Annotated in this window: 23 protein-coding genes; 16 read left to right on the forward strand and 7 right to left on the reverse strand. The window is 61.3% G+C overall.

Translation table 11 applies throughout. From position 1 onward, the window contains the following. Positions 1 to 10 precede the first annotated feature (10 nt). Entirely contained in the window at positions 11 to 661 is a 651-nt protein-coding gene (locus tag Q5Y75_RS10040; RefSeq protein ID WP_306196854.1) for a carbonic anhydrase, read from the reverse strand. A gap of 148 nt (positions 662 to 809) precedes the next feature. Here Q5Y75_RS10040 and Q5Y75_RS10045 point away from each other — a divergent pair, with 148 nt between their 5' ends. From Q5Y75_RS10045 to Q5Y75_RS10055, 3 genes are all read left to right on the forward strand, one after another. Next, positions 810 to 1,199 (forward strand): hypothetical protein, encoded by a 390-nt coding sequence (locus Q5Y75_RS10045; protein ID WP_306197250.1) that lies wholly within the window; start codon positions 810 to 812, stop codon positions 1,197 to 1,199. Positions 1,200 to 1,261: 62 nt separating this feature from the next. Beyond that, entirely contained in the window at positions 1,262 to 2,644 is a 1,383-nt protein-coding gene (locus Q5Y75_RS10050; RefSeq protein WP_306196856.1) for a leucyl aminopeptidase family protein, read from the forward strand. Beyond that, the gene (locus Q5Y75_RS10055) at positions 2,641 to 3,465 is read left to right on the forward strand and encodes a C40 family peptidase (protein ID WP_306196858.1); all 825 of its coding nucleotides are present in this window, start codon (positions 2,641 to 2,643) and stop codon (positions 3,463 to 3,465) included. Before Q5Y75_RS10050 ends, Q5Y75_RS10055 begins: the two co-directional genes overlap by 4 nt. A gap of 11 nt (positions 3,466 to 3,476) precedes the next feature. On the opposite strand, the gene Q5Y75_RS10060 is transcribed toward Q5Y75_RS10055, so the two are convergent. After that, complete coding sequence (locus tag Q5Y75_RS10060) at positions 3,477 to 3,827, reverse strand: DUF2794 domain-containing protein (protein ID WP_306196859.1); 351 nt, start codon at positions 3,825 to 3,827, stop codon at positions 3,477 to 3,479. A gap of 378 nt (positions 3,828 to 4,205) precedes the next feature. Here Q5Y75_RS10060 and Q5Y75_RS10065 point away from each other — a divergent pair, with 378 nt between their 5' ends. Beyond that, a complete protein-coding gene (locus tag Q5Y75_RS10065) occupies positions 4,206 to 6,449 on the forward strand; it encodes a glycosyltransferase family 2 protein (protein ID WP_306196860.1) in 2,244 nt (747 codons plus the stop codon). A 27-nt stretch (positions 6,450 to 6,476) separates the two neighbouring features. Here the strand turns inward: Q5Y75_RS10065 and Q5Y75_RS10070 are convergent, their stop codons facing one another. Further along, complete coding sequence (locus tag Q5Y75_RS10070; protein ID WP_306196862.1) at positions 6,477 to 7,109, reverse strand: class I SAM-dependent methyltransferase; 633 nt, start codon at positions 7,107 to 7,109, stop codon at positions 6,477 to 6,479. Between the two features lie 39 nt (positions 7,110 to 7,148). Further along, complete coding sequence (locus Q5Y75_RS10075; RefSeq protein WP_306196864.1) at positions 7,149 to 9,296, reverse strand: glycosyltransferase family 2 protein; 2,148 nt, start codon at positions 9,294 to 9,296, stop codon at positions 7,149 to 7,151. A 198-nt stretch (positions 9,297 to 9,494) separates the two neighbouring features. Here Q5Y75_RS10075 and Q5Y75_RS10080 point away from each other — a divergent pair, with 198 nt between their 5' ends. Then, positions 9,495 to 10,607 carry an S-(hydroxymethyl)glutathione dehydrogenase/class III alcohol dehydrogenase gene (locus Q5Y75_RS10080; RefSeq protein ID WP_306196867.1) on the forward strand — a complete coding sequence of 371 codons (1,113 nt, stop codon included), beginning with the start codon at positions 9,495 to 9,497 and terminating at the stop codon, positions 10,605 to 10,607. Between the two features lie 111 nt (positions 10,608 to 10,718). Further along, positions 10,719 to 11,435: an NYN domain-containing protein gene (locus Q5Y75_RS10085; protein ID WP_306196869.1), complete on the forward strand. Its 717-nt coding sequence runs from the start codon at positions 10,719 to 10,721 to the stop codon at positions 11,433 to 11,435. Here the strand turns inward: Q5Y75_RS10085 and Q5Y75_RS10090 are convergent. Continuing rightward, the gene (locus Q5Y75_RS10090; RefSeq protein ID WP_306196870.1) at positions 11,432 to 12,049 is read right to left on the reverse strand and encodes a TetR/AcrR family transcriptional regulator; all 618 of its coding nucleotides are present in this window, start codon (positions 12,047 to 12,049) and stop codon (positions 11,432 to 11,434) included. The two genes, Q5Y75_RS10085 and Q5Y75_RS10090, sit on opposite strands and share 4 nt — an antisense overlap. Positions 12,050 to 12,177: 128 nt before the next feature. Between Q5Y75_RS10090 and mbfA the strand changes: the two genes are divergently transcribed. The 8 genes from mbfA (at position 12,178) to Q5Y75_RS10130 (ending at position 19,444) form a co-directional block, all read left to right on the forward strand. Next, entirely contained in the window at positions 12,178 to 13,152 is a 975-nt protein-coding gene (gene mbfA, locus Q5Y75_RS10095) for an iron exporter MbfA (RefSeq protein ID WP_306196872.1), read from the forward strand. 51 nt (positions 13,153 to 13,203) lie between these two features. Then, positions 13,204 to 14,133 (forward strand): AEC family transporter, encoded by a 930-nt coding sequence (locus tag Q5Y75_RS10100; RefSeq protein ID WP_306196875.1) that lies wholly within the window; start codon positions 13,204 to 13,206, stop codon positions 14,131 to 14,133. Between the two features lie 75 nt (positions 14,134 to 14,208). Next, the gene (gene fghA, locus Q5Y75_RS10105) at positions 14,209 to 15,042 is read left to right on the forward strand and encodes an S-formylglutathione hydrolase (protein WP_306196877.1); all 834 of its coding nucleotides are present in this window, start codon (positions 14,209 to 14,211) and stop codon (positions 15,040 to 15,042) included. Between the two features lie 3 nt (positions 15,043 to 15,045). After that, positions 15,046 to 16,506: a Si-specific NAD(P)(+) transhydrogenase gene (gene sthA, locus Q5Y75_RS10110; RefSeq protein ID WP_306196879.1), complete on the forward strand. Its 1,461-nt coding sequence runs from the start codon at positions 15,046 to 15,048 to the stop codon at positions 16,504 to 16,506. Beyond that, positions 16,503 to 16,955 (forward strand): YaiI/YqxD family protein, encoded by a 453-nt coding sequence (locus Q5Y75_RS10115; protein ID WP_306197252.1) that lies wholly within the window; start codon positions 16,503 to 16,505, stop codon positions 16,953 to 16,955. The genes sthA and Q5Y75_RS10115 overlap by 4 nt, the downstream gene beginning before the upstream one ends. A 28-nt stretch (positions 16,956 to 16,983) precedes the next feature. Beyond that, positions 16,984 to 17,604: an HAD-IA family hydrolase gene (locus tag Q5Y75_RS10120; protein ID WP_306196882.1), complete on the forward strand. Its 621-nt coding sequence runs from the start codon at positions 16,984 to 16,986 to the stop codon at positions 17,602 to 17,604. Next, on the forward strand, positions 17,601 to 18,515 hold the full coding sequence (locus Q5Y75_RS10125; protein WP_306196884.1) for an ornithine cyclodeaminase family protein: 915 nt from the start codon (positions 17,601 to 17,603) through the stop codon (positions 18,513 to 18,515). Before Q5Y75_RS10120 ends, Q5Y75_RS10125 begins: the two co-directional genes overlap by 4 nt. After that, positions 18,512 to 19,444 carry an alpha/beta fold hydrolase gene (locus Q5Y75_RS10130; protein ID WP_306196886.1) on the forward strand — a complete coding sequence of 311 codons (933 nt, stop codon included), beginning with the start codon at positions 18,512 to 18,514 and terminating at the stop codon, positions 19,442 to 19,444. The genes Q5Y75_RS10125 and Q5Y75_RS10130 overlap by 4 nt, the downstream gene beginning before the upstream one ends. Here Q5Y75_RS10130 and Q5Y75_RS10135 read toward each other — a convergent pair whose 3' ends face one another. Further along, entirely contained in the window at positions 19,445 to 20,686 is a 1,242-nt protein-coding gene (locus tag Q5Y75_RS10135; RefSeq protein WP_306196890.1) for an MFS transporter, read from the reverse strand. Between the two features lie 137 nt (positions 20,687 to 20,823). Here Q5Y75_RS10135 and zapE point away from each other — a divergent pair, with 137 nt between their 5' ends. After that, positions 20,824 to 21,882 carry a cell division protein ZapE gene (gene zapE, locus Q5Y75_RS10140; protein ID WP_306196892.1) on the forward strand — a complete coding sequence of 353 codons (1,059 nt, stop codon included), beginning with the start codon at positions 20,824 to 20,826 and terminating at the stop codon, positions 21,880 to 21,882. Between the two features lie 260 nt (positions 21,883 to 22,142). After that, on the forward strand, positions 22,143 to 23,528 hold the full coding sequence (locus tag Q5Y75_RS10145) for a DUF3179 domain-containing (seleno)protein (RefSeq protein WP_306196894.1): 1,386 nt from the start codon (positions 22,143 to 22,145) through the stop codon (positions 23,526 to 23,528). Positions 23,529 to 23,608: 80 nt separating this feature from the next. On the opposite strand, the gene Q5Y75_RS10150 is transcribed toward Q5Y75_RS10145, so the two are convergent. After that, entirely contained in the window at positions 23,609 to 24,943 is a 1,335-nt protein-coding gene (locus Q5Y75_RS10150; RefSeq protein WP_306196896.1) for a S41 family peptidase, read from the reverse strand. Positions 24,944 to 24,949 lie beyond the last annotated feature (6 nt).

Below are 24,949 nucleotides of genomic sequence, written 5' to 3' on the forward strand. Positions count from 1 at the left end.
TGCGGGCGTATCAAACCGGTTTGAACTTCTGACTGGCGGGATCGTAATACTCCAGCCCACCGGCCCCGATATCGGTCCAGAGCCCGTGCAGGCTGAGCGTATCATCTTCGACCGCCGAGGCGACAAATGGAAAGCTCATCAGGTTTTCCAGCGAGGCAACCACGGCCTGACGCTCGAACTGGCGCGCCTGCTCGACAGAATCCTCGATGTCGGAAACCAGATCGTATTTCGGCTTCAGGATGTCCATCCAGCGCCCGACAAAGCTCTCCTTGGCTTCCAGCTGTGGCGCCTTGCCATTGCACATGTCGATACAGCCCTGCACGCCACCGCACTGGGAATGACCCAGCACGATCAGATGCGTGACCTTGAGCGCGGTCACCGCGTATTCGATCGCCGCACTTGTGCCGTGATGGTCGCCATCGGGCAGATAGGGCGGCACCAGATTGGCGATATTGCGGTGAATGAAGAACTCGCCCTGATCTGCACCAAAGATCGAGGTGACATGCACCCGGCTGTCACAGCAGGAAATCACCATCGCGCGGGGTCGCTGACCTTCGGTGGCCAACCGCTCGTACCAGGCATGGTTTTCCGCATAAGTTGTGGCCTTCCATCCGTGATAGCGCTGCACGAGGTAGCTTGGCAGGGGCCGGGCGTTTTCCATGATCTTTGACCTATCCTGTTCGTTTGGTTTTGACTGCAATAATTCCTATTTGCCGCGAATTCGAGTTTTTTTGCAGTCCCAAGGCAACCTTTTGCAAACCAGTACGGGCTCAGGATGGCCGCGTGCCGTGGGGGCACATGAATCAAGGGTGTGTGTGGTGGACAAGATTGTCACATTGATACAGGACGAATCCGTTCGTCTGAATTCCGGCCAACTGGCGGCGCTTTATCGCGATCTGGGCGATTCGTCGGCCGAAGACGTGGTGTGCCGCGCGGTCGAGGAACTGGCCGTTCGCCTGTCGGTCTGTGAACGGCTCTGGCGCAGCAAGGACTGGAACGATCTGCGCAAAAGCGCGCGCTCGCTGGTCGCGATTGCGGAACAGGTCGGCATGGTGGCGCTGGCGCGTGTGGCCGCTGACGTGACCGACACGATCGACAATGAAGATCCGGTCGCCACGGGCGCAACGCTTTATCGTCTGATCCGGGTGGGCGAGAGGTCGCTGACCGCGATCTGGGATCAGCGCGATCTGACGGTCTGAGGGGCTTGCAGGCGGCTGCCGGGCAGGTAGTCTGAGCCAAAGCTAGTCACCGAGCAGATATCATGACACTCGCCTTCGCCGATCCGACCGAAACCGCCTTGCCAGCGCATGTGCTCGACCAATCTGCGTTGGAGGGCTGGCTGACCAAGCAGGACGACCCGACCCGCGACTGGGTCGCGGCCAACGGGTTCACCGGCAGGATCGGGCAGGCCCTGCTGATCTCCGCTTCCGGCGGTGCGCCCTGCTGTGCCCTGCTGGGCTATGGCACGCCCGACAGCCGAGCACGTAAGCGGTTCAGCTTGGCCGCCGCAGCCGAGAAGCTGCCAGCGGGGACATACCGGCTTGAGACCGAGATGACCGGTGACGCGCTTGCGGCGGAATGCTTTGGCTGGCTGATGACCGGTTATGTCTTTGACCGCTACAAGAAGAAATCAGCCAACAGCGCGCGTTTGGTGACGCCCGACGGTATCGATCGCAACCGAATCGAGGCGCTGGCCAATGCCGAGGCGCTGACGCGCGATCTGATCAACACCCCCGCCGCCGATATGGGGCCGGAGCAATTGCAAGCGGCGGCAACCGCTCTGGCCGAAGAATTCGGGGCGCGCGCCGCCACGATTGCGGGCGATGATCTGCTGGCTCAGAACCTGCCGATGATCCATACCGTCGGGCGCGCCGCCGAACAGGCGCCGCGCCTGATCGAGCTCAATTGGGGCAACACCGGTCCGCGCCTGACGCTGGTTGGCAAAGGTGTCTGCTTTGACACCGGTGGGCTCGACCTGAAGCCGGCCTCGGCCATGGCGCTGATGAAAAAGGATATGGGGGGCGCGGCAAATGTCCTGGGGCTTGCGCGGATGATCATGGCGCTGGGCCTGCCGGTGCAATTGCGGGTTCTGATCCCGGCGGTCGAAAACGCGGTGGCAGGCAACGCGTTTCGCCCCGGCGACATCCTGACCTCGCGCAAGGGGCTGACGGTCGAGGTCAACAACACCGATGCCGAAGGGCGGCTGGTGCTGGCCGATGCGCTCGCACTGGCGGATGAGGACGCACCCGATCTGATCATCTCGATGGCGACACTCACAGGCGCCGCGCGGGTGGCGGTGGGGCCGGATCTGGCTCCGTTTTACACCGATGACGAAGATGCGGCCCGCACCCTCAGCGAGGCGGCGGCGCGGGCCACCGACCCGGTCTGGCGGCTCCCGTTCCATACCCCGTATGAAAGCATGATCGAACCCGACATGGCCGATCTGGACAATGCGCCGGGCGGCGGCTTTGCCGGGTCGATCACCGCCGCGCTGTTCCTGCGCCGCTTCGTGACCGCCTCGCGCTACATCCATTTCGACATTTACGGCTGGCAACCGGCAAAGGCCCCGGCCCGTCCCAAAGGCGGTGCGGCGCAGGGACCGCGCGCCCTGCTGGAAAGCCTGCCCGCCTTGCTGGACCTATGAGCGATCCGCGCCTGACACCGGTGAACGCCCGCGTTGCCGCCGCCCATCTGCGCGATGTGCCCGAGGGGGTGCGCCGGGTCCAGAGTTCCGAAAGACAGATCAACCTGCCGGTTGTCGATCTAATGCGCTCGCCCGGGGGCAAGCGGGATCGGCAGCTTCTCTATGGCGAAAAGTTGCGCGTTTTTGAGGAGCGCGACGGCTGGGCGTTTGTGCAGGCCGACAAGGACGGTTATGTCGGCTATCTGCCTGGCGTTTCACTCACCGCGATGCAACCGGCAACACATTGGGTCTCCGCCCCCGCGACCCATGCCTATGACGCCGCTGACATAAAATCCCCCGATCTCGCCACGCTCAGCTTTGGCAGCCTTGTGACGATCACCAGCAGCACGATCAGCTTTGCCGAAACGCCATTGGGCTTTGTGCCAAAGGTGCATCTGTCCGAAATCGACAGCTGCATGACTGACCCGGTGGCGGTGGCGGCTGGCTTTCTGGGCACGCCCTATCTTTGGGGCGGCAACAGCCGATTCGGCATTGATTGTTCCGGTCTGGTGCAGGCCGCGCTGCTGGCCTGTGGCACGGCGTGTCCCGGCGACAGCGACCTGCAACAGGCAGACCTGGGGGAGACACTGCCCGACGGGAACGCTCCTGAGCGCGGCGATCTGCTGTTCTGGAAAGGACATGTTGCCTGGGTCGCGGACCCGCAGACCATTCTACATGCAAATGCAGGCCATATGGCGGTGGCCTATGAGCCAATGCAGGGCGCCATCGAGCGCATTCAGGCGCAGGGCGATGGGCCGGTTACGGCCCATAAGCGGCTCTGATCAGAGAAAGCTCAATCGAGGTCGATCGCGCGGATCAGCTTACGCTCCAGCACCCTGAGCACCGCTTTCAGGTCATGCCCGCGTTTGAGGATTTGCCCATCCATCCCGACAACCGAGTACATTCCCTGCCGGTTGCGCAGCCTGGGCTGTTTCTCGACCCGGTATATGGGATGTTCTGCCGTGCGCCTGAAAATTGAAAATACGGCGACGTCGCGAAGGTTTGAAATACCGTAATCCCGCCATTCTCCGGCGGCGACCATACGCCCATATACCGAAAGAATGAGGCTAAGCTCGCGCCGGTCGAATGCGACCTGCGTCTGGGCCTGTCCGGCGGGAAACCGGCTTGGAGGCTGCATGTTCATAAGATCAGCCTTGCCGCATTTTCACATCAAATCAAGCCTGACGCGTTGAAATCACGACCAACTGAGGCAATGCGGCACCCTGCAGACGCGCCCATTCCTGACGCGAGCCATGGTGTTTGCGCTGCCCCGGCGGCGTCAGCCATCCGATCCGACAGGTGGATATCCACCAAGCCACCACCGATAGCTGTCGATAGATCGAACAAACGGAGCGCAGGATAACTCGGGCATCCCGACAGGATGTTCTCAGCAACACGCCAGGTGCCCGAGCTGCTGGCGCAAGGGAAAGACGTTGGCAGCGAAAGCCGGGACCTTTAGAACGGTGAGGCAACGGGCCCTCAGACCCGGCAAACAGCAAACGCATCGCGGGCAGCGCATTTCATGACCGAGCCAACATCATCCGGCGCCTTGTCGCTCTGCAGCCTGCAAAAGGTTCAGACTGGCGCGGTCACATTGCTGGACGCCGTGCTCACCGCACCGGGTCAGGCGGACCTGTTCTTCACCCACGACACGCCACTCCACGCGATTGCAGCAGGGCCGCGCGCCGAAATCGTCGCGCAACGCACATTGGGCGGCTCGCCCATGGTCTCGGTCAGGTGGTCCGGGCCGCTCGATATGCTCTTTGACGGTGGCGCGGTCACGATACAGCCCTCCCCCCCCGAGCACGGGCGGTTTGCCGGGCGCAACGTGGCGCTGGCCCTGCGCAATGGCGAGCCGGCCAGCCTTGTTCTGGATTGGCTGCACTACCACCACAAGACCCACGGGCTGAACGGAGCGGTGATCCTCGACCGCAACGCACCGGGGACGGACCCGGAATTTGCCCGCGATCTGGGGGCCGAGTTGTCGGCAGGGGGTTTGGACTGCGCGCTGCTGGTGGTTTCCGCCGATCATCCGATGGGGCGCGACGGGGTGCCTGCGGAAACCCACCCCTATAGTGTGCCCGAAGCGCCCGGAAAGGACCGGATGGAGGTCCCGCCCCCCGATCCCTGGCACGCGCCATTCGCCGAGGTGATCCTCTATGAATGGGCGCGCGCGCGGTATCTCGGCGCTGCGCGGGCGGTGGCGAATTTCGATGTGCATGATCTGCTCAGCGACGCGCCGGGGCCAAGCGTCTTTGACCGCGCGGCCGCCAGCCCGACGGGTTATGTCACGATGATCGGGCGGCATTGTTATCCCTGGCGCATCCGCGACGGAAACAATCCCGCGTTCAGCGACCATGCCTGCGTGCAGTTCGATGCACCGCGCGCGCGACGGCGCTGGTGCGTGGCGCCAGGGACGCTGGCCGGAGACAGCATGTGGCGCGCCATCCGCATCGGCGGGGCCGCACCCGACCCTGATCAGATGCAGCCCTTCTATCGCTGCATGGCGCTGCGGCATCGGACCGGCGCGATATCGCGCATCGTGCCCAAATCCAGCCTGATAACGCACCCTCCGCTGATCGAGTTGCTGGAACGGCATTTCGAGACCAAACCAGCCCTGCCCCCGGCCCTAAAGCAGGATGTGAAAACCAACGGACGAAGGGCCATCGTTACCACGATGAAGAACGAGGGTCCGTTCATTCTGGAATGGATCGCCTATCACCGCGCCATCGGGATCGATGATTTTCTGGTCTATTCCAACGATTGCACCGACGGCACTGACACGTTGCTGGACGTCCTGCAGGAAAAGGGCATTCTTCAGCATCGCGATAACCCCTATCGCAGCACAACGATGAAACCGCAGCACGCGGCGCTTGCGGCAGCGGACAGCGAGCCGGTGATTGCGCAGGCGGAATGGGTTGTCTGCATGGATGTGGACGAATTCATCAACATCAAATGCGGTGACGGTACGCTGGGCGCATTGCTCGAGGCGCTTGGCGACGTCAATCTGATCGCGATGACATGGCGGCTGTTCGGCAATGGCGACCAGCATGATTTCACGCCCGATTTCGTCACCAGCCAGTTCACCACCTGTGCGCCCGAGCTTGCCCGGAAGCCGCATCAGGCCTGGGGGTTCAAAACGCTCTACCGCAATTCCGGCCTCTTCAAGAAGCTGGGCGTACATCGCCCCAAAGGGCTGAAGCCGCAGCTTTGGGAGCAGATCCGCTGGGTCAACGGGTCCGGCAAACCCCTGCCCAAGAAAATGTACCGCAATGCCTGGCGTTCGACGATGGACAGCTATGGATATGATCTGGTTCAGCTCAACCACTACGCGGTACGATCCGCCGAGAGCTTTCTGGTCAAGCGCGACCGAGGCCGCGTGAACCATGTCGACCGCGATCAGGGGCTCAACTACTGGTTTCGAATGAACAACAACGCCGACACGGACATCTCCATCCAGCGGATGTTGCCGCAGCTTCAGGCCGAATTTGATGCTTTGATGCAGGACCCCGATATCGCCGCGGCCCATACCGCAACGCTTCAGGCACATCGCAACAAGATCGACGCCCTGAAGCAGACACCGACCTATTCAGCCTTCTTCGACGAACTCACCAGCGCGCGGATGGAGAAACTGTCGCGCATGCATGCAAAGTTCGGCGCCAATGTCTTTCTGCAAGGGCCGCAAGCCGTCCCGCAGGAGGTGGTGGAGGCCGATCCGAAAGACCCGTTCTTCTTCACGATCAAGAAAGACGAGACCGAGCACTAGGGCCGGATCGCAACCCGGCCCACCGCCTTAACCGATGATACGGATGGCCGCCTGCATCTGCGAAAAGGCAATGTATTCATATTGGTCGCGATCCAGTTCCTCGGTCAGGGCCTTATATTCGCCCGCCTCCCAGAACGGGTAGCCGATCAACTCGTCAAAAAGGACGATCGTCCCTTTCTTGAACCTGGACTTCGCCAGGCCGAGGATTGTCCTGGCCGGGGAATACGTGTCGGTATCGACATGTAGATACGCGATCTCGCCCTGCTCTTTTTCGAAGAAGGGCGGCAGCGTATCTTCGACCCAGCCCTTGGTCAGCACCACGTTGCTTTCCACTTCGGGCAATTGCCCCTTCAGATCAAAGGCCCCGGCCCCAAGATCGACCCCGACCCAGCTTTCCGACAGACCTTCAAAACTGTCAAAGCCATAAACTGTCCTGTTGGGATGAAACCGGGCCATCGCATTGATCGACCGGCCTTTCCAAACGCCGCATTCCATCATCAGGCCTGAATCGGGTATCTGTGTCGCCAACCAGGGCCAGAGCCGCTGTTTCCTGGGAAAAATCAGCGAGGTCGCGCCCTGCTCTTCGATGAACTCTGCGGACCGGGCGGCGGCCCTGTGGTGCAGGTGGTCAATCGGGTTCTTGGACAGGCCAGTTTCCATCTCCGGCTCCTCATGTGAAGGGTTGAAATTGCGTGGCGGTCACTCTGCGACAGCCGGTGTGCCAGCGCCGAGGATTTCAGAGCGCAGCGCCTCGTATTCGGGCTGCGCACGCAGGTCTGCAATCCGCTGCTTGTGCCATTCGGTTGATGCCGCAAGCAGTTCAGCCAGTTTTTTGTCCTGGGCGATGCGCGCCATCTCTGACAGCGTCGGATCGATCCAGCGGGTGATGCTGGTATCTTTCTGACCGCCCCGGCTCATCTTGGTCCAGTAATCCATCCCCATCACGTCGCGGAAGTGATTGACCCGCCCCCGGTCGCGCTTGACCAGATAGCTGTCGACGGAGCGGGTGGCATAGTGATTGATCTGCGCCACCGGATACGAGAAATGCGCCCGGGGGCGGGTGCAGGTCTTGGGATCGACACTGCCACCATCGGGCGCGATCCAGCGGATCTTGGCGAAATCCTCGGGCTCATGCACCGGCCCGTGGGTGCCGAAACGGGTGATCTCGGGGCGTGGGCGGAACAGGGATTTGACAAAGCGCCGCTCCTGCCCGCCATTTTCAATCGGCAATTCGGCATCGGTGTAATCCTCGATCACCAGATTGTCGGAAAAATCGACCCGCGCATTGTTCGAAAACAACCGCCAGGTGACCGGGATCACATCCGCCTCGGGCACGGCGTTCAACAGATCATCCAACCTGCCTTCGCCGACCTTGATGTTGAGGAATTCATCCACATCCGAGACCAGAATCCAATCGGCCCGCGCCGTTGCCGGGTGGTCAAAGGCATATTTCAAAGCGCTTTTCTGCGGACCACGGCGCAGAACGTTGTTGCGCTCATGAGTAAGCAGGCCCAGCTCGGCCATGCGATCGAGGATCAGATCGGTGCCGTCAGAGCAGTCATTCGTATAGACAAGAAACTGCTCGAACCCGATGGCCCGGTGATAGGCCACCCATTCCAGAATATAGGGGCCTTCATTCTTCATCGCGGTGATAAGAAGCGGGGTTTCGGCCCTGCGCCGCTCCACCTCTCCGGCCTCTGGCTTCGGCTTTGCCGGGGTCTTGGGCGTAGTGCCGTAGACGCGGCTCATCGTCTCGCTCAGACGCGGCGAGACCTCAAGCAGGTTGGTGTCGAAATCTTCGCGGTTGTAGTCCCAATTGTTGGTAATCCTACGGAAATGCCAGAAGCCGAAATCCGGATCGGTCGGATCGCGGCGCGAGATGATCCGGTGGGTCAGCCACGGGCGGCCCTTGAGCGGCCCTTGCGGGGCGACGCAGTATTTGCGGTTCACCTTCGGTTTGCCGTCGCTGCGGATGAACTGGTGATCGGCATGCCGGATCAGCGCCCCATCCTCGGGCGGGTCGGCAAAGGCCCAGCGCCCGTCGATGCGCACATAGCCCTGCTCCGAGGCCACGGTGGCATCGAAGATCGAGGCGCCCGACCGGGAATAGACCAGTTCGTCAATATCCACATTTAGTACGGCGCGGGCTTGGGACAGCAGGCGCCGCCGGCCCAACTCAACCATGGTCATATGCAGGAATTTGGAGTTGAAGTTTGTGTTGCCCGCCCCGCCGGGGCCAAAGGGGAACCAGGCGCGCACCACCGCCGACGCTTCGATCCCGTCAACCGAGGCAAGCGTCTCTTTCAGCGCGTCCATCGAGTAGTCGGTGGAGTGATTGTCATAGATCACGACCGCATTCGCGCCATGTTCCTTGACGTAGTAGGCCAGCCAGTCCTGGATCCAGTCCAGCTTGTTATCCTTGGAGATCGCGTAAACCGCATTCTTGCCCGCAAACACATCCGTATGCAGCGCGTTCACCGCCACTGCACCGGAGAACAGCTTATGTTCGAAACCCAGTTCCGCTGGAGCGTCCACGGGCGACTGGAACCGGATCACATTGCCGCGCGAAAGCGCATCGATGGCTTTGATCTGCACCCCCGTTCCGTCAATCGAAAACCGGGCCTGTTCGATTAGGCAGCGAAAATTCAGCAATGAGGGGCAGATCAGAACCACTTCACCCGCATCGCGGTCAAAAAAGCAGTCATAGATCAGCGTATGGAAATCATAGCGGTTGTCGTAGTTGGGATCGCGCTCTTCGATCACACCAACCCGGTCGCGGTAATGCGAGGGGTGCCGCCCGTCAAACATGAAAGACGAAAGCCTGAGATCTAAGGTGTGCCTGTTCATCGCCCGTGTTTCTTCTTGTGACCAAAGCGCCCTTATTGCCCGGGCTTTGCGCGAGAGGCTAAGTCAAATCGGGGGGTATTGCAAAAGCTAAGTGAGGCCACAACCACCCCGTCGGCCTGTTTAGGCATCGGTGAAACGAGTGTTGAAAACCCACCCGCTTTGACGCAGGGTCAGGAAAAACACAGAGGGAGACATGTGATGCGCACCCGTGCTGCCGTGGCCATTGAGGCCGGAAAACCGCTTGAAATCATGGATGTGATTCTGGAAGGCCCAAAGGCCGGAGAGGTTCTGGTCGAAATCAAGGCGACCGGCATCTGCCACACCGATGAATTCACCCTGTCCGGCGCCGATCCCGAAGGTCTGTTTCCGGCCATCCTCGGCCACGAGGGCGCGGGTGTCGTGCTGGAGGTCGGCGCCGGGGTGACCAGCCTGAAGCCGGGCGATCACGTCATCCCTCTCTATACCCCGGAATGCCGCGAATGCGAGTATTGCCTGAACCCCAAGACCAACCTGTGCCAGGCGATCCGCAGCACGCAGGGTCAGGGTCTGATGCCCGACGGTACTTCGCGCTTCACCACGCTCGATGGCGACCCGGTCCTGCATTATATGGGCTGTTCGACCTTCGCCAATCATACGGTTGTGCCAGAAATCGCGCTGGCCAAGATCCGCGAGGACGCGCCCTTTGACAAGGTCTGTTATATCGGCTGCGGCGTGACCACCGGCATCGGCGCAGTGATCAACACCGCCAAGGTCGAAATCGGCAGCCGCGCGATTGTCTTCGGTCTGGGTGGTATCGGGCTGAACGTCATTCAAGGCCTGCGCCTGGCCGGGGCCGATCAGATCGTCGGCGTCGACCTGAACCCCGACAAGATCCCGATGGCCGAGAAATTCGGCATGACCGATTTCGTCAACCCGACCGAGGTCGAAGGCGATCTGGTGCCCTATCTAGTTGATCTGACCAAGGGCGGCGCCGATTACACGTTTGATGCCACCGGCAATGTGGGCGTGATGCGCACCGCGCTTGAAGCGGCCCATAAGGGCTGGGGCGAGAGCATCATCATCGGCGTGGCGCCCGCCGGGGCCGAGATCAGCACGCGCCCCTTCCAGCTTGTCACCGGGCGCAGCTGGCGCGGCACCGCATTCGGGGGCGCACGCGGGCGCACCGATGTGCCCCAGATCGTGGACTGGTACATGGAGGGCAAGATCGAGATCGACCCGATGATCACCCACACCATGGGTCTGGACGACATCAACACGGGCTTCGACCTGATGCATGCGGGCAAGAGCATCCGCAGCGTTGTGGTGTACTGACACGCGACCAGGCGCGGCTGAAATGCTGACCGGGTGAAACCTTCACCCGGTCTTTTTGTTGCCATGAACCTCATGCAGGATTGTCCCAAAATGACACTTATGAGGTAATGCATGTCCCGAATCGAACAGCCGGTGCTTGCGGTCCTGATCGATGCCGAGAATATTCCCTCCAAATTCGCCGCTCAGATCCTGAAAGAGGCGAAAGCATTCGGATATCCCGCGCTCAAGCGGGTCTATGGCGATTGGAGCGGCAGTCATCTGGGCAACTGGAAAGAGGTGGTTGCCGATCTGGGGATGGTTGCGCGGCAGGCGAGCGCAAACACTACGGGCAAGAATGCAAGCGATATCGGGCTTGTCATTGATGCGATGGACCTGCTGCATACCCGGCGATTTGACGGTTTCGTCCTGGTCAGTTCCGATGGCGATTTCACCGCACTTGCCAATCGCATCCGGGAACAGGGATTGATCGCTATCGGCATCGGCGAGGAAAAGATGCCGATCTCGCTGCGACGGGCCTGCAACCGGTCTGTGGTGATCAAAGGCGCGGCCGAGGCTGCTTCAGGCAAAAATGGCGCAAAGCAGGCGAGCGTTTCAAAACACCCGCCAAGCAAGGCGGCACCTCTCATAAGGAGAGCCATGAAGAAGCTGCCCCATAAGGGTGGGTGGTATCACCTGGCTCAGCTTGGCAACCTCATTCGATCGGAAAGCAATGAATTCGACCCACGCAGTTATGGATGCAGCAAACTCAGCACCTTGTTGCAAAAGTCCGGAGAATTCGAACTGAAGCAAGTCGCAGGCGGGTTCAATGTGCGCCCGAAAGCCGCCTAGACCCCATAGCGCGCCATGAACATCTCGACGGCCTGTCTGGCCACTTCGTCGATTTCGGACTGTTCGAAACGGTCGCGAATGCCAAAGGCCGCCTCCAACCAGAGCTTGGCCTTGCAAAGCTCTGAGAACTGCTCGGCAGCCATCGTCACGTCGTCGATCTGCAGCTCACCCTTTGCGATCGCTTTTTCCAGATACTCTACCAGCTGCCGCCTGCCGTTCTTGGGACCGGACTCATAAAAGGCCAGTCCCAGCTCGGGGAATCTGTCGCGTTCGGCGACGCAGATCCGAAATATCTGCTGCGCGAAATCCGAGATCAGAAACGCGACCAGCTGCTGCGCGGCAACCGAAAGCACTTCGCGGGCGGGCTGGGACTCATCCACCATCGACAGAATCTGTTCGGACATACGGCAGCATTCGGTCTGCACCACCTCGCGAAACAGCAGACGCTTATCGGGGAAATAGCTGTAGAGTGTCGCCTTGGAGACATTCGCCGCCCGGGCGATATCGTCAACGCTGGCCCCTTCGAATCCATCCGCCATGAACACCTCGCGGGCACCTTTCAGCACCTGATCGAATTTTCGTCCGGTGCGAAGGATGGTCGAGGTATCGGTCATGAAAGCTCCTGGTTGGATGGCCTCTAGAGAATAAAACCGATCAGTTCAGTTTCAACGATTTTCTGGATGAACTTCCGGTAACGTGACGATATCATTTATTAGAATGATTCTAATAAACTGAGTCGAACATGAAATTTCTCTCTCACCGCAAACACTTCCGGGACCTGACCGAGCAGGAAGTCTTGGCGCTTGCGATCTCATCGGAAGAGGATGATGCCCGTATTTATCGCAGTTACGCCGAACGATTGAGGGCGGATTATCCCGCCTCGGCCAAAATGTTCGAGGGCATGGCCGCCGAAGAAGACACCCATCGGGGGCGCCTGATCGCGCTGCATGAGGACCGGTTCGGCCCGACCATTCCGCTGATCCGCCGCGAACATGTGGCAGGCTATTACACGCGCCGCCCGGTCTGGCTGGTTGAAAACCTGGGCATCGAACGTATCCGCGAAGAGGCCGAGGGCATGGAGCGCGATGCCGAGCGGTTCTACCTGACCGCCGCAGCGCGCACCAGTGATGCCGCCACGCGCAAGCTGCTGGGCGATCTCGCAGTGGAAGAGGCCGGTCATCAGGAAACCGCCTCACATCTGTCGGACACGTTTCTGGACCATGACGCGCGCAGCTCGGAAGAGGCCAACTCGCACCGGCAGTTCATCCTGACCTGGGTGCAGCCGGGGCTGGCCGGGCTTATGGACGGCTCTGTCTCGACCCTTGCGCCAATCTTCGCGACCGCCTTTGCCACCCAGGACACCTGGACCACATTTCTCGTTGGGCTGGCAGCCTCGGTCGGGGCAGGCATTTCGATGGGCTTCACCGAAGCCGCTTCGGATGATGGCGAGTTGTCGGGGCGCGGCTCGCCGGTGAAACGCGGGCTGGCCTCGGGCGTGATGACCACGGTGGGCGGGCTGGGCCACGCCCTGCCCTATCTGATCCCCGAGTTCTGGACCGCAACCACCATCGCCTTTCTGATCGTGTTTTGCGAGCTTTGGGCGATCGCCTGGATTCAGAACCGCTATATGCAGACCCCCTTCTTCCGTGCCGCGTTTCAGGTGGTGCTTGGCGGGTCTTTGGTGCTGGCGGCCGGTATCCTGATCGGAAGCGGCTAACATGTGAATTATTCCGTTGAGCTTTGATCGCGGGGTGTTACCTATCGCCCCATGGTCGAGATATTCCTCAGAACCCTGCCCTTCTTTGCGATCATTGGCCTGGGATACTGGGCCGGGCGCACGCGGTTCTTCACCGAAGAGGCAACCGCTTATCTGACCAAGTTCGTCTTTTTCTTCGCGCTTCCGGCGATGCTGTTCCGCTTTTCCGCGACGCTGCCCTTCAACGAGATTTTCAACGGGCGACTGATCGTGGCCTATCTCTGCGGCACGGCGGCGGTCTATGGGGTGGCGACCATCGCGGGCTTCCTGCGGCGGCAGGACGTGCCCACCACCGCCATCGAGGCGCAATGCGCGGCCATCGGCAATGTGGGCTTTCTGGGCCTGCCGATGCTGGCGGTGCTGTTTGGCGAGGCCGCAATCGGGCCAGTCATGCTGGTCCTGTCGGTCGATCTGATCGTGTTCTCATCCCTGATCGTGATCCTGATCAATGGCGGGCGCGAGCGCGTGCCTGTCATGCAGATGCTGCGCCTGATCGGCATCGGTCTGCTGAAGAACCCGATGATCGTCTCGATCAGCATCGGTTTGATCTGGTCGGCGCTGCGCCTGCCGATCCATCAGCCGCTGGAGTCTTTTCTGAACATCCTCGGCGGGGCCGCCACACCCGGAGCGCTGTTTGCCATCGGCGCCTCGCTGGCGTCGAAATCGGCAGAGCGTCTGGCGGTGGCGGGCTGGCTCAGCTTCTGCAAGCTGATCCTGCACCCCGCTTTTGTGGCGCTTGCGGTGCTGGTCCTGCTGCCGCTGGATGCGTTTTCCGCCTCGGTGGTGATCGCAGCGGCGGCGTTGCCGGTGGCGGGCAACGTGTTCATTCTGGCCTCCCATTACGGGGTTGCGCCACATCGCGCTTCGGCGGCGATCTTCGTCTCGACCTGCCTCAGCATTCTGACCGTGCCCGCGCTGATTGCGCTGACCTCCGCTTTCTGAGACCTCGCGCCCTTTACAGACCCCGCCCGCCCGGCTAGCGATAGCCGTGACCGGTTCGGCCAGAGGACAGAACACATGGAAATTCTATCGGAAAACACCTGTTTCGGCGGCGTTCAGGGCGTCTATAAACATGCCTCAGAGGCCTGCGCCTGCGACATGACCTTTGGCTTGTTCCTACCCGCTGAGGCCAAGGATGGCCCGGTTCCGGTGCTGTGGTATCTCTCTGGCCTGACCTGCACCCATGAAAACGCCATGACCAAGGCGGGCGCACAGGGTTGGGCCGCCGAGCAAGGCATCGCGCTGGTCTTTCCCGACACATCGCCACGTGGTGAGGGTGTGGCCGATCATGACGATTACGATCTGGGACAGGGGGCAGGTTTCTATGTGAACGCCACCCAGAAGCCCTGGGCGCCGCATTTCAACATGTGGGATTACGTGGCCGAGGAACTACCCGCGCTGCTGACCGGCAATTTCGCCATTGATGGCGAACGGCAAGGGATTACCGGACATTCCATGGGCGGGCATGGCGCCCTGACGCTGGCGATGAACCTGCCGGGCCGCTTCCGTTCGGTCTCGGCTTTTGCGCCGATTACAAACCCGACCGGATCGGAATGGGGCCGAAAGCAGCTCAGCGCCTATCTGGGCGATGATGAAAGCAACTGGGCACGCCACGATTCGACACTGATGATGCGCGAGACCGGGTTTGACGGGCCGATCCTGATCGATACCGGCACCAGCGACCAGTTCATCAAGCTGCTGCGCCCCGAGGCACTGGCCGAGGCCATGGCCGCGCGCCGCCAGCAGGCGGTCAACCGGCTGCAACCGGGTTATGATCACAGCTATTTCTTCGTTTCCTCCTTCATGGAAGATCACATGACGTTCCACGCTGAAGCTTTGCATGCGGACTGAGCCATGGCGGATCATGATTATGACCTGATTGTCATCGGTTCCGGCCCGTCGGGGCGCGCGGCGGCCATCCAGGCCGGAAAACTTGGTCGCAAGGTGCTGGTGATCGACCGCAAGGACCGGTTGGGAGGTGTTTCGGTACATACCGGGACGATCCCGTCCAAGACGCTGCGCGAAACCGTGCTGAACCTGTCGGGCTGGCGCGAGCGCAGCTTTTATGGCCGGTCGTACCGGGTCAAAGACCAAATCAGCGCAGAGGATCTCAAGGCGCGGCTGCACATGACGCTCGATCACGAGGTCGACGTGCTGGAACACCAGTTCAACCGCAACCATGTCGACACGCTGAATGGGCTGGCGAAATTCGTGGGCCCGCATGAAATCGAAGTGGCGACACAGGCCAGCGACACCACCCGCATGACTGCGGCCAAGTTCCTGATCGCCACCGGCACCAAGACCTATCGCCCCGATTATGTACCTTTTAACGGCAAGACCGTTGTGGATGGCGATGATTTCCTGGAAATGGAGGAGATCCCGCGGTCGTTGGTGGTGATAGGCGCGGGCGTGATCGGTGTGGAATACGCGACCATGTTCTCGGCGCTGGATGTGCGGGTCGCGTTGATCGAACCGCGCGCCAGTTTTCTCGATTTCATCGACCGCACCCTGATTCAGGACTTCACCCACCAGATCCGCGAAAACGGCGTCGATCTGCGGCTTGGGTCGGCGGTCGAAAACATCGAGGATGCGGGAACCCATATCGAAGTCAGCCTCGCAAATGGCCGCCATGTGCGCGGCGAGATGCTGTTGTTTGCAGCCGGACGGATAGGTGCCACCGCGTCGCTCAACCTGGATGCGGTGGGGCTGGAAACGGACCATCGCGGTCGGCTTGAGGTGGACCGCAAGACCTACCAGACCAGTGTGCCGCATATCTATGCCACCGGTGACGTGATCGGGCACCCCTCGCTGGCGTCGACGTCGCTCCAACAGGGTCGTGTGGCGGCGTGCCACGCACTTGAAACTCCAACCCTGTCCGAAAGCCCGTGGTATCCCTATGGCATCTACTCGGTGCCCGAGATGTCCACCTGCGGCATGTCCGAAGAGGAATTGCACGAACGCGGCATCCCCTACGAGGTCGGCGTGGCGCGGTTCCGCGAGACCTCGCGCGGGCATATCATGGGGCTGGAACACGGCATGCTGAAGATGCTGCTCAGCCTCAAGACCCGGCGCGTGCTGGGGGTGCAGATCGTGGGCGAGGGCGCGACCGAGCTGATCCATATCGGACAGGCGGTTATGAACCTGAAAGGCACGGTGGATTATTTCGTGCAGAACACATTCAACTATCCGACACTGGCCGAGGCCTACAAGATAGCGGGCCTCGACGCGTTCAACCGGATGCCGATTCCCGAAGAGTTCAAAGTACGCAGATCGGCCAAGAAAGCCGCATCAATACCAGCCAAGGCAGCGGAATAGTGACGCTTTACATCGACGGTGATGCCTGCCCGGTCAAGGCTGAGGCGGAACGGGTGGCCACCCGTCACAAGCTGGCGATGGTGCTGGTCTCGAATGGCGGGTTGCGCCCGTCGCAAAACCCTCTGGTGCAGACCGTGGTGGTCGATCAGGGTGCGGATGAGGCCGACAAATGGATCGCCGAGCGCTGCGGCCCGGGCGACATCGTGATCACCTCAGACATCCCGCTGGCCGCGAAATGCGTCGAGGCCGGTGCGCGCTGCCTTCGGCCCAATGGCGAGGCCTTCACTGCTGCCAATATCGGTCAACAGCTTGCGATGCGCGATCTGATGGCCGATCTGCGCGCCGCCAATCCGCTGGGCATGCAGGGCGGCGGCAAAGCCTTTACAAAAGCCGACCGCTCCCGTTTTCTGGACGTGTTGGAAAGGGAGGTCCGGGCAGCGACACGCTAGCGGGCACTCACGGCAGAAGGAGCGCGCAGTGAAACCACAGGCCGTCATTTATGACATCGGAAACGTGCTGATCGAATGGCAGCCCGAACGCTATTATGACCGCGTGATCGGCGAGGACCGCCGCCGCGCCATGTTTTCCGAGATCGATCTGCACGGCATGAACGAGCTGGTGGATCTGGGCGGGCATTTCACCGATACGATCTATGAATGGGTCGACAAATACCCCGAATGGGCTGACGAGATCCGCCTGTGGCATGACAAGTGGATCGAGATCGCCGCGCCCGAAATCCCTCAATCCGTGCGCCTGCTACGCGCCTTGCGGGCCAATGGCGTGCCGGTTTTTGCACTGACCAATTTCGGCATCCAGACCTTCGAGCAGGCCGAACAGGTCTACCCGTTCCTCAGCGAGTTCGACCGCCGCTATATCTCGGGTCACATGAACACCGTCAAACCGCGCGAGGATATTTATGCGCAGGTCGAGGCCGATTGCGGCGTCGAGCCGCAGGCGCTGCTGTTCACCGACGACATGCCCAAGAACATCGCGGCCGCTCAGGCCCGCGGCTGGCAGACGCACCATTTCAAGGGGCCACAGGGCTGGGCCGAACGGCTGGTCTCCGATGGTCTAGTGACGCCGGATCAGGCGGCATGAGCATCCCCATCATTCCGTTCGCCGAGGGAGAGGCGCTGCTGGATTGGGTCGAACTGACCCAGGCGCTGGCCGACGGGCACAAGCTGCCCAAGGCCGAGATCGGCGATACCTTTCTCTATCGCGGACAGGACACGCTGCTGTCACGCGCGGCCTGGATCGACGGACTGGGTATGGCTGTGAAGACCGCGACCGTTTTTCCCGTAAATCCCGATCACGGCCAGCCGATGATCCATGGCTCGGTGAATCTGTTCGCTGATCGCGATGGCATCCTGTCGGCACTGATCGATTTCCATCTGGTCACCAAGTGGAAAACCGCCAGTGATAGCCTGCTGGCCGCACTGCACCTGGCTGATCCCGACAGCAAACGCATTCTGATCGTAGGCGCAGGCACAGTGGGCCAATCGCTCTGCGAAGCCTTCTCAGCGGGCTTCCCGCTGGCCCGCCTGTCGATCTGGAACCGCACCCTGGCCAAGGCCGAAGACCTGGCCAAGGCGGTTGGGAATGCCGATGTCGCCGCCTCGCTGCCCAATGCGGTGAACGCGGCGGATATCGTGGTCTCGGCCACCATGTCCTCGGACCCGATCATCAAGGGCGCGTGGCTGCGCCCGGGCCAGCATATCAACTTGATCGGGGCCTATCGCGCGGATATGCGCGAGGCAGATGACGACGCGCTGCGCATGAGCCGGGTCTATGTGGACAGTTTTGACACCACAATCGGCCATATCGGCGAGATCAAGACGCCGCTTGATACCGGGGTCATCACCCGCGACGACCTGCTGGCCGATTATTATGATCTGAGCGCCTTTGCCCGCGATCCCTCAAGACCCACGCTGTTCAAGAATGGCGGCGGCGCGCATCTGGATCTGATGACCAGCCGCTACATTCTGGAAAAATGGCAGGAGAGCCGATGATCCTTGTTCTTGTCCTGATCCTGCTGGCTGCAATCGTGGCGCTGCCTTACTACACCGAGGCGCGGCGCAAGGTCATGGATGACGAAGCCAGACGCGACGCGCCCGGTCACTTCCTGCAATTGTCACAAGGCATCACTCACGTGAAATGGGGCGGTTCCGTGCGCGGGCCGGTCGCGGTCTGCGTGCATGGGCTGACCACGCCCTCTTTCGTCTGGGACGGCGTGATCGAAGGGCTGGGCGCGATGGGCTACCGGGTGCTGACCTATGACCTCTATGGGCGGGGCTATTCGGACCGGCCCGAAGGCAAACAGGACGCCGCGTTTTTCCTCAAACAGCTCGAAGAGGTGCTGGAGGTCGAAGAGGTGAGCGATGAAATCACCCTCATCGGCTATTCCATGGGCGGCTCCATCGCGACGTGTTACGCCGCTAAGCACGCCCAAAAGGTCCGCCATCTGGTTCTGATCGCCCCGGCGGGCGTGATGATCACGCTTGATCGCGTAACCCGCTTCATCCGCGGCAAGGCGGTGCTGGGCGACTGGCTGATGATGTTGCTGTTCCCCTACAAGCACCGCAAGGAAACCGATGCCGAACGGGCGCTGCCCTGTTCGGTTCCCGGTATGGCCGACCTGCAGCAGCGCGAGTTGACTTACAAAGGCTTCATCGCGGCGGTTCTGTCCAGCCTGCGCGGCCTGCTCAGCCAGGAGCTTGAGATCGAACACCGCGAGATCCATCAGGCCGGGCTGCCCGTTTTGGCGATCTGGGGTCAGAAAGACACGACGATCCCAATCTCGGCCATGGGCAGGCTCACCAGCTGGAGCCGCATGGCCCGCGAAGAGATGGTCGAGGGCGCCGGGCACGGCCTGACCTATACCCACACCGAACAGGTGCTGGACATCATGCGCGAGCGGCTGCGCGAAGGTCTGAACTGATCAGGCGGCCTGCGGGCTGGCGGCTCGGGTCTCGCGGATCGGCAGATGCACCACGGCGCTGAAGGCCCCCACGGCAACACCCACCCACCAGACAGCGGTGTAGTCGCCATAGATGTCGTACATCCGCCCGCCCAGCCAGACACCCAGGAAGCCGCCGATCTGGTGGCTGAGGAAGATGAACCCGTAGAGCGTGCCCATGTAACGCAGCCCATAAAGATGCGCGACCAGCCCCGAAGTCAAAGGCACCGTCGCCAGCCAGAGCGAGCCCATCAGCACCGAGAAGATGATGACCGATGTCGGTGTGATCGGCATCAAAATGAAGACGGCGGCAATGATCGTGCGCGCCGAATAAATCCCCGCCAACAGGTATTTCTTGGTGAAATGTTTGCCTGCCCAGCCCGCCGTCAGGGTCCCGGCGATATTGGCCAGCCCCACCAGTGACAGCGCCACCGCGCCCAGCGCCGAGGTTGTGGTGATGCCCATGCCATGCAAGATGCCGCCCACCTCGATCGGGCCGCACATCTCGGCCACAAATGCCGGGAAATGCGCGGTGATGAAGGCAAGCTGATAACCGCAACTGAAAAAGCCCAGAAAGATCATCGTATAAGACGGATCACGAAACGCTTTTTTTAGAATGGCACTCAGGCTCTCTTCGACCTCCTGCTTGCTGGCCGGTGCGGGGGCCTTCATCATCGGCAGGGTCAGCAACAGCGACAGGATCGCGATGGCAAAGATCACAAACACCATCTGCCAGCTGATGAACCCCAGCATCCATTCGGCAGCAGGCGCGCCGATCACTTGCCCGACGCTGCCCGCAGCGGTGACAACTGCCAGCGCCATCGACCGGTGTTCGTCCGAGGACGCGCGACCAACCACGCCCAGCACGGTGCCCAGACCTGTCCCGGCGATCCCGAACCCCACCAGCCAGGCATTCAACTGATGCCCCAGCGGGGTGACGGAAGCCGCCGACAGCACCATGCCCAGCGCGTAAATCAGCGCGCCCAGAACGATTGCCCGCCGGTCGCCCAGCTTTTCCGCAATCGCGCCAAAGATCGGCTGCCCGATCCCCCAGGCGAGGTTCTGGATGGCAATCGCCAGCGAAAACTCGGACCGCATCCAGCCGAACTCGTCAGAGACCGGGATCTGGAACACCCCGAATGAGGCGCGCACCGCAAAGCTCACCGTGATGATGATGCAGCTCACGATCAGGACAGGCGTTATCAGGCGGGAATCATGGGTCATCTGGCATCTCAAATCAGGCCGGAGCGAGCCTACGGAGATATGTGCGACGGTCAAATCAGGAGTTTTGCGGGCAACGATCAAGGAAATTGATATGGACGTGCTTTCCAACCCCGCCCGCCCTGCGCTATGGCTTCGCCATGACGGACCTGACCGCCCTTTATGCTGAACGCGTCGCCGATGGCACCCTGACACCCGATGCGGCGCAGGAGGCGGTTCTGCCGGAGTTTGAACGCATCTGCGCCGCACTCACCGCCCCCATCAAGCGCGGTCTGTTCCGCAAGGCACCGCCACCGCCCAAGGGGCTGTATTTGTGGGGCGGGGTCGGTCGCGGCAAATCCATGCTGATGGATATGTTTGTCGACACCTCGGGCGATGTTCCCGTCCGGCGGGTGCATTTCCATGCCTTCATGCAGGAAATCCACGCCCAGATGCATCATGCCCGCAAGGACGGGGTCGAGGATGCGCTGGCTCCGGTTGCGGAAAAGGTGATCGCCACGGTCAAACTGCTGGCCTTTGACGAGATGCAGATCACCGACATCACCGACGCGATGATCGTGGGTCGGCTGTTTCAGGCATTGTTCGACGCTGGCGTGGTGGTTGTCACCACCTCGAACCGCATCCCCGACGACCTCTATAAGGACGGGCTGAACCGCCAGTTGTTCCTGCCCTTCATCGATCTGATCAAGGATCGGATGCAGGTCTGGGAGATGGTCAGCCCGACCGACTATCGCCAGAACCGGCTGGAGGCCTCGCAGGTCTATTTCACCCCGATCGGCCCCGAAGCGCGCCAGGAAATCCGCGCTGTCTGGAGCGATCTGGCGGGCGGGCCCGCCGAGCCGCTGATCCTGCATGTCAAAGGCCGCGAAGTCACATTGCCCGCCTTCCGCAACGGTGTGGCGCGGGCGACTTTCTATGATCTCTGCGGTCACATGCTGGGGCCCGGCGACTATCTGGCGGTGGCCGAAGCGGTGAAGGTTCTGGTGCTGGAGGACATCCCGCGCCTGTCGCGCAACAACTTCAACGAGGCCAAGCGCTTCGTTACGCTGATCGACGCGCTATATGAGGCGAAGGTGAAGCTGATCTGCTCGGCTGCGGCGGCACCGGATATGCTCTATGTCGAGGGCGAAGGCACGTTTGAATTCGAACGCACCGCCTCGCGCCTGCATGAGATGCAAAGCATCGAATGGGGACGCTGACGGCCCCTTCGGACTGATCTGACGCCCACAGCGTTCCATTTCAGGCGCGCGCCAAACGCGGCTTTGGTCACGAAGCCCCCGCCCCGTTCTCCACGGAGTTTTGATGTGAACGTGATTGGCCGCATGAGGCATTGCCCCAGATAATTCCTCATACTGCGCGCTATGTGCTGAACGAGGCGCTTGCAGCGGATCATACCGCCGTGGGCCCATCAGCCGGGGCGCAGGTCTAATGGTGAAACAGTCTTGCGAAAGGGTCCCCTATGGCATCGGCAATTGGCTCTCGATCCCGGTTATTTCTTGTTGCGTCATGGGTCGCAGCGTCCCTGTTCTGGTCCCAATCTCTGGGCGCGCAGCAGACCGACCCGTTGCCCGACTATGTGATTGATCAGTACGGCGAACCCCCTGCGATCCCCAGCGGCCCGTTTTCCGACGCACTGCGCAAAGCGGTGGAAGTGGCCTTTGTCGACAGCATCGCGCAGGAAGCCTGGGGGCGCGATCAGACCCAAGCGATGGAAGAAATCGTGGCGTCAAAGGACCCGCGGATTGTCTGGATCATCAGCGATTTGATGCGGTTCGTCTCGGAACCCAATCTGAACGCGACGCTGACCAAAGCGGCCTCATCCCTGCTGGATACCAAGATCCCTCGGCGCAACAATTGGGGGGCCATCACCGATCATCTGATCGCCTGGGACATCCCCGCCCCGCCCGATTACCTGAAAACAAAACGCGCCATCTTCACAACCATTCTGCCCGGCTGGGACAAGATCTTTGTCGAGGGGACCATCGACTGGCGTCACGTGTCCTGGGGCGGTGTGCTGATCGATGATCGCGCCTATGACAGAACACATGATCCCTGCAATTGCATCCCCGCAGCGGATAACCCCCAAGTCAGTAGCGCCCAGGATGCCACTTGGCTGAAGGACGACGATATCGTCTTTGGGATCGAGGTGAATGGCGAATACCGCGCCTATCCGCGCCGCATCATGGAAGTGCGCGAAATGGTCAACGATACGCTGGGCGGGCGCGATCTGGGCATCCCCTATTGCACCTTGTGCGGTGCCGCGCAAGCCTATTTCACCGACGAATTGCCCGCTGGTATCAAGCGGCCGGTGCTGCGCACATCGGGGCTGCTGATCCGGTCCAACAAGGTGATGTATGACGTCAATACCTACTCGGTATTCGACACCTTTCTGGGTCACGCCGTCACCGGACCGCTCGCGAAGAAGAAGCTGAAGCTGAAGCAGGCCACGGTTATCACAACCGACTGGGGCACCTGGAAGAGGGAACACCCCGAGACCACCGTGCTTGTCGAAGCGCTGGCGCTGGGTCGCGATTTTGACTTCCGCAATGGCCGCGACGCGGATGGCCCGATCTTTCCGGTTGGCGATGTCGATCCCCGTTTGCCGGTGCAGGAAGACATTATCGGCGTTGTGACCGCGTCGGGCAAACCGGTGGCCTTCCAGCGCAGCAAGGCCATCGCTGCCCTAAAGCGGGGCAAGGAAATCGCCTATGAGAACGTCCGCCTGCAGCTTGATGCGGGGGGCGTAAAGGCGGTTGGTGCGGATGGGTCCGACCTGGGCAGCCATCAGGCCTTCTGGTTTGCCTGGTCCCAGTTCCACCCGCAAACCGAACTTTGGCCCGGCTGAGCACGTTTCGGGCAGCGTGATCTGCACAAGAAAGCTGCGCCCGTTACAGGCGCGGCTTGTTTGTTTTCACAGCGATGCGCTTAATCGTTGTCGAAGGCCGACAGACCTTTGAGGATGTCGATCGCATAGGCCATCTGATAGTCCTGCTCGCGCAGGGCGGCGGTGGCCTCGACCTTGGCGCGATCCTCTTCGATCTGGCGAATCTCGTCCTCGGTCAGGCTGTCATTGTTCAGGCTGCCGCGCAGATCGGCCTCGGACCGGGAGGGACGGTTGTTCTCTTCTTCTTCCTCCTCCTCGGCGGGCGAGCGGCGGGGCTGCTCCACGATGATGTCAGGGGACACGCCCAGCGCCTGGATCGAGCGCCCGGACGGCGTGTAATAGCGCGCCGTGGTCAGGCGCATCGCACCCTCGCCCCGCAGCGGCATCACGGTCTGGACCGAGCCCTTGCCGAAGCTCTTGGTGCCCACAACGATGGCCCGGCGATGATCCTGCAGCGCCCCCGCGACGATTTCAGAGGCCGAGGCCGAGCCGCCATTGATCAGCACCACGATCGGCTTACCCTCGGCCAGATCTCCGGCACCGGCGTTGAAGCGTTCGCCATCCTCGGGGTTGCGGCCCCGGGTGGAAACGATCTCGCCCTCTTCCAGGAAAGCGTCCGATACCTTGATCGCCTGCGTCAGCAGACCACCGGGATTGTTGCGCAGGTCAAGGACAACGCCGTTGATCTTGTCCATACCGCCCGCTTCCTCGACCTGTTCCATCAGGCCCTCTTGGAGGTTGGCAAAGGTCTGGTCGTTGAAGGTCGTCACCCGCAGCACCACGCTGGTGCCCTCGGTGCGCGCGCGCACGGCGGTCAGCTTGATCGTGTCGCGGATGATCGAGACATCGAAGGGCTCCTGCTCGCCTTCGCGCACCACGGTGATGACGATCTCGGAGCCCACCGGCCCGCGCATCAAATCCACCGCCTTGTCCAGGGTCAGGCCCAGCAGGCTTTCGCCGTTCACATGGGTGATGAAGTCGCCCGCCTCGACACCGGCCTCATCAGCAGGCGTGTCATCCATGGGCGAGACGACCTTGACGAAGCCCTCTTCCTGCGTGACCTCGATACCCAGACCGCCGAACTCACCCCGGGTCTGCACCCGCATCTGTTCGGCATCGTTTGGCGAGAGGTAGCTGGAATGCGGATCAAGTGAGGTCAACATGCCATCAATGGCCGCCTCGATCAGTTCGCCAGCCTCGACCTCTTCAACATACTGGATGCGAATCCGTTCGAATATGTCGCCAAACAGATCAAGCTGTTCATAGACGCCGGCATTGTTCTTGGCTTCCTGCGCGACCAACGGGCCCGCGATTTGTGAAGTGGCGACGATCCCCGCCAATGAGCCGCTCAGGGCCGCAATCACGAATTTCTTCATGCTGGT

The organism is Ruegeria discodermiae, assembly GCF_030758345.1.
Lineage (GTDB): Bacteria > Pseudomonadota > Alphaproteobacteria > Rhodobacterales > Rhodobacteraceae > Ruegeria_C.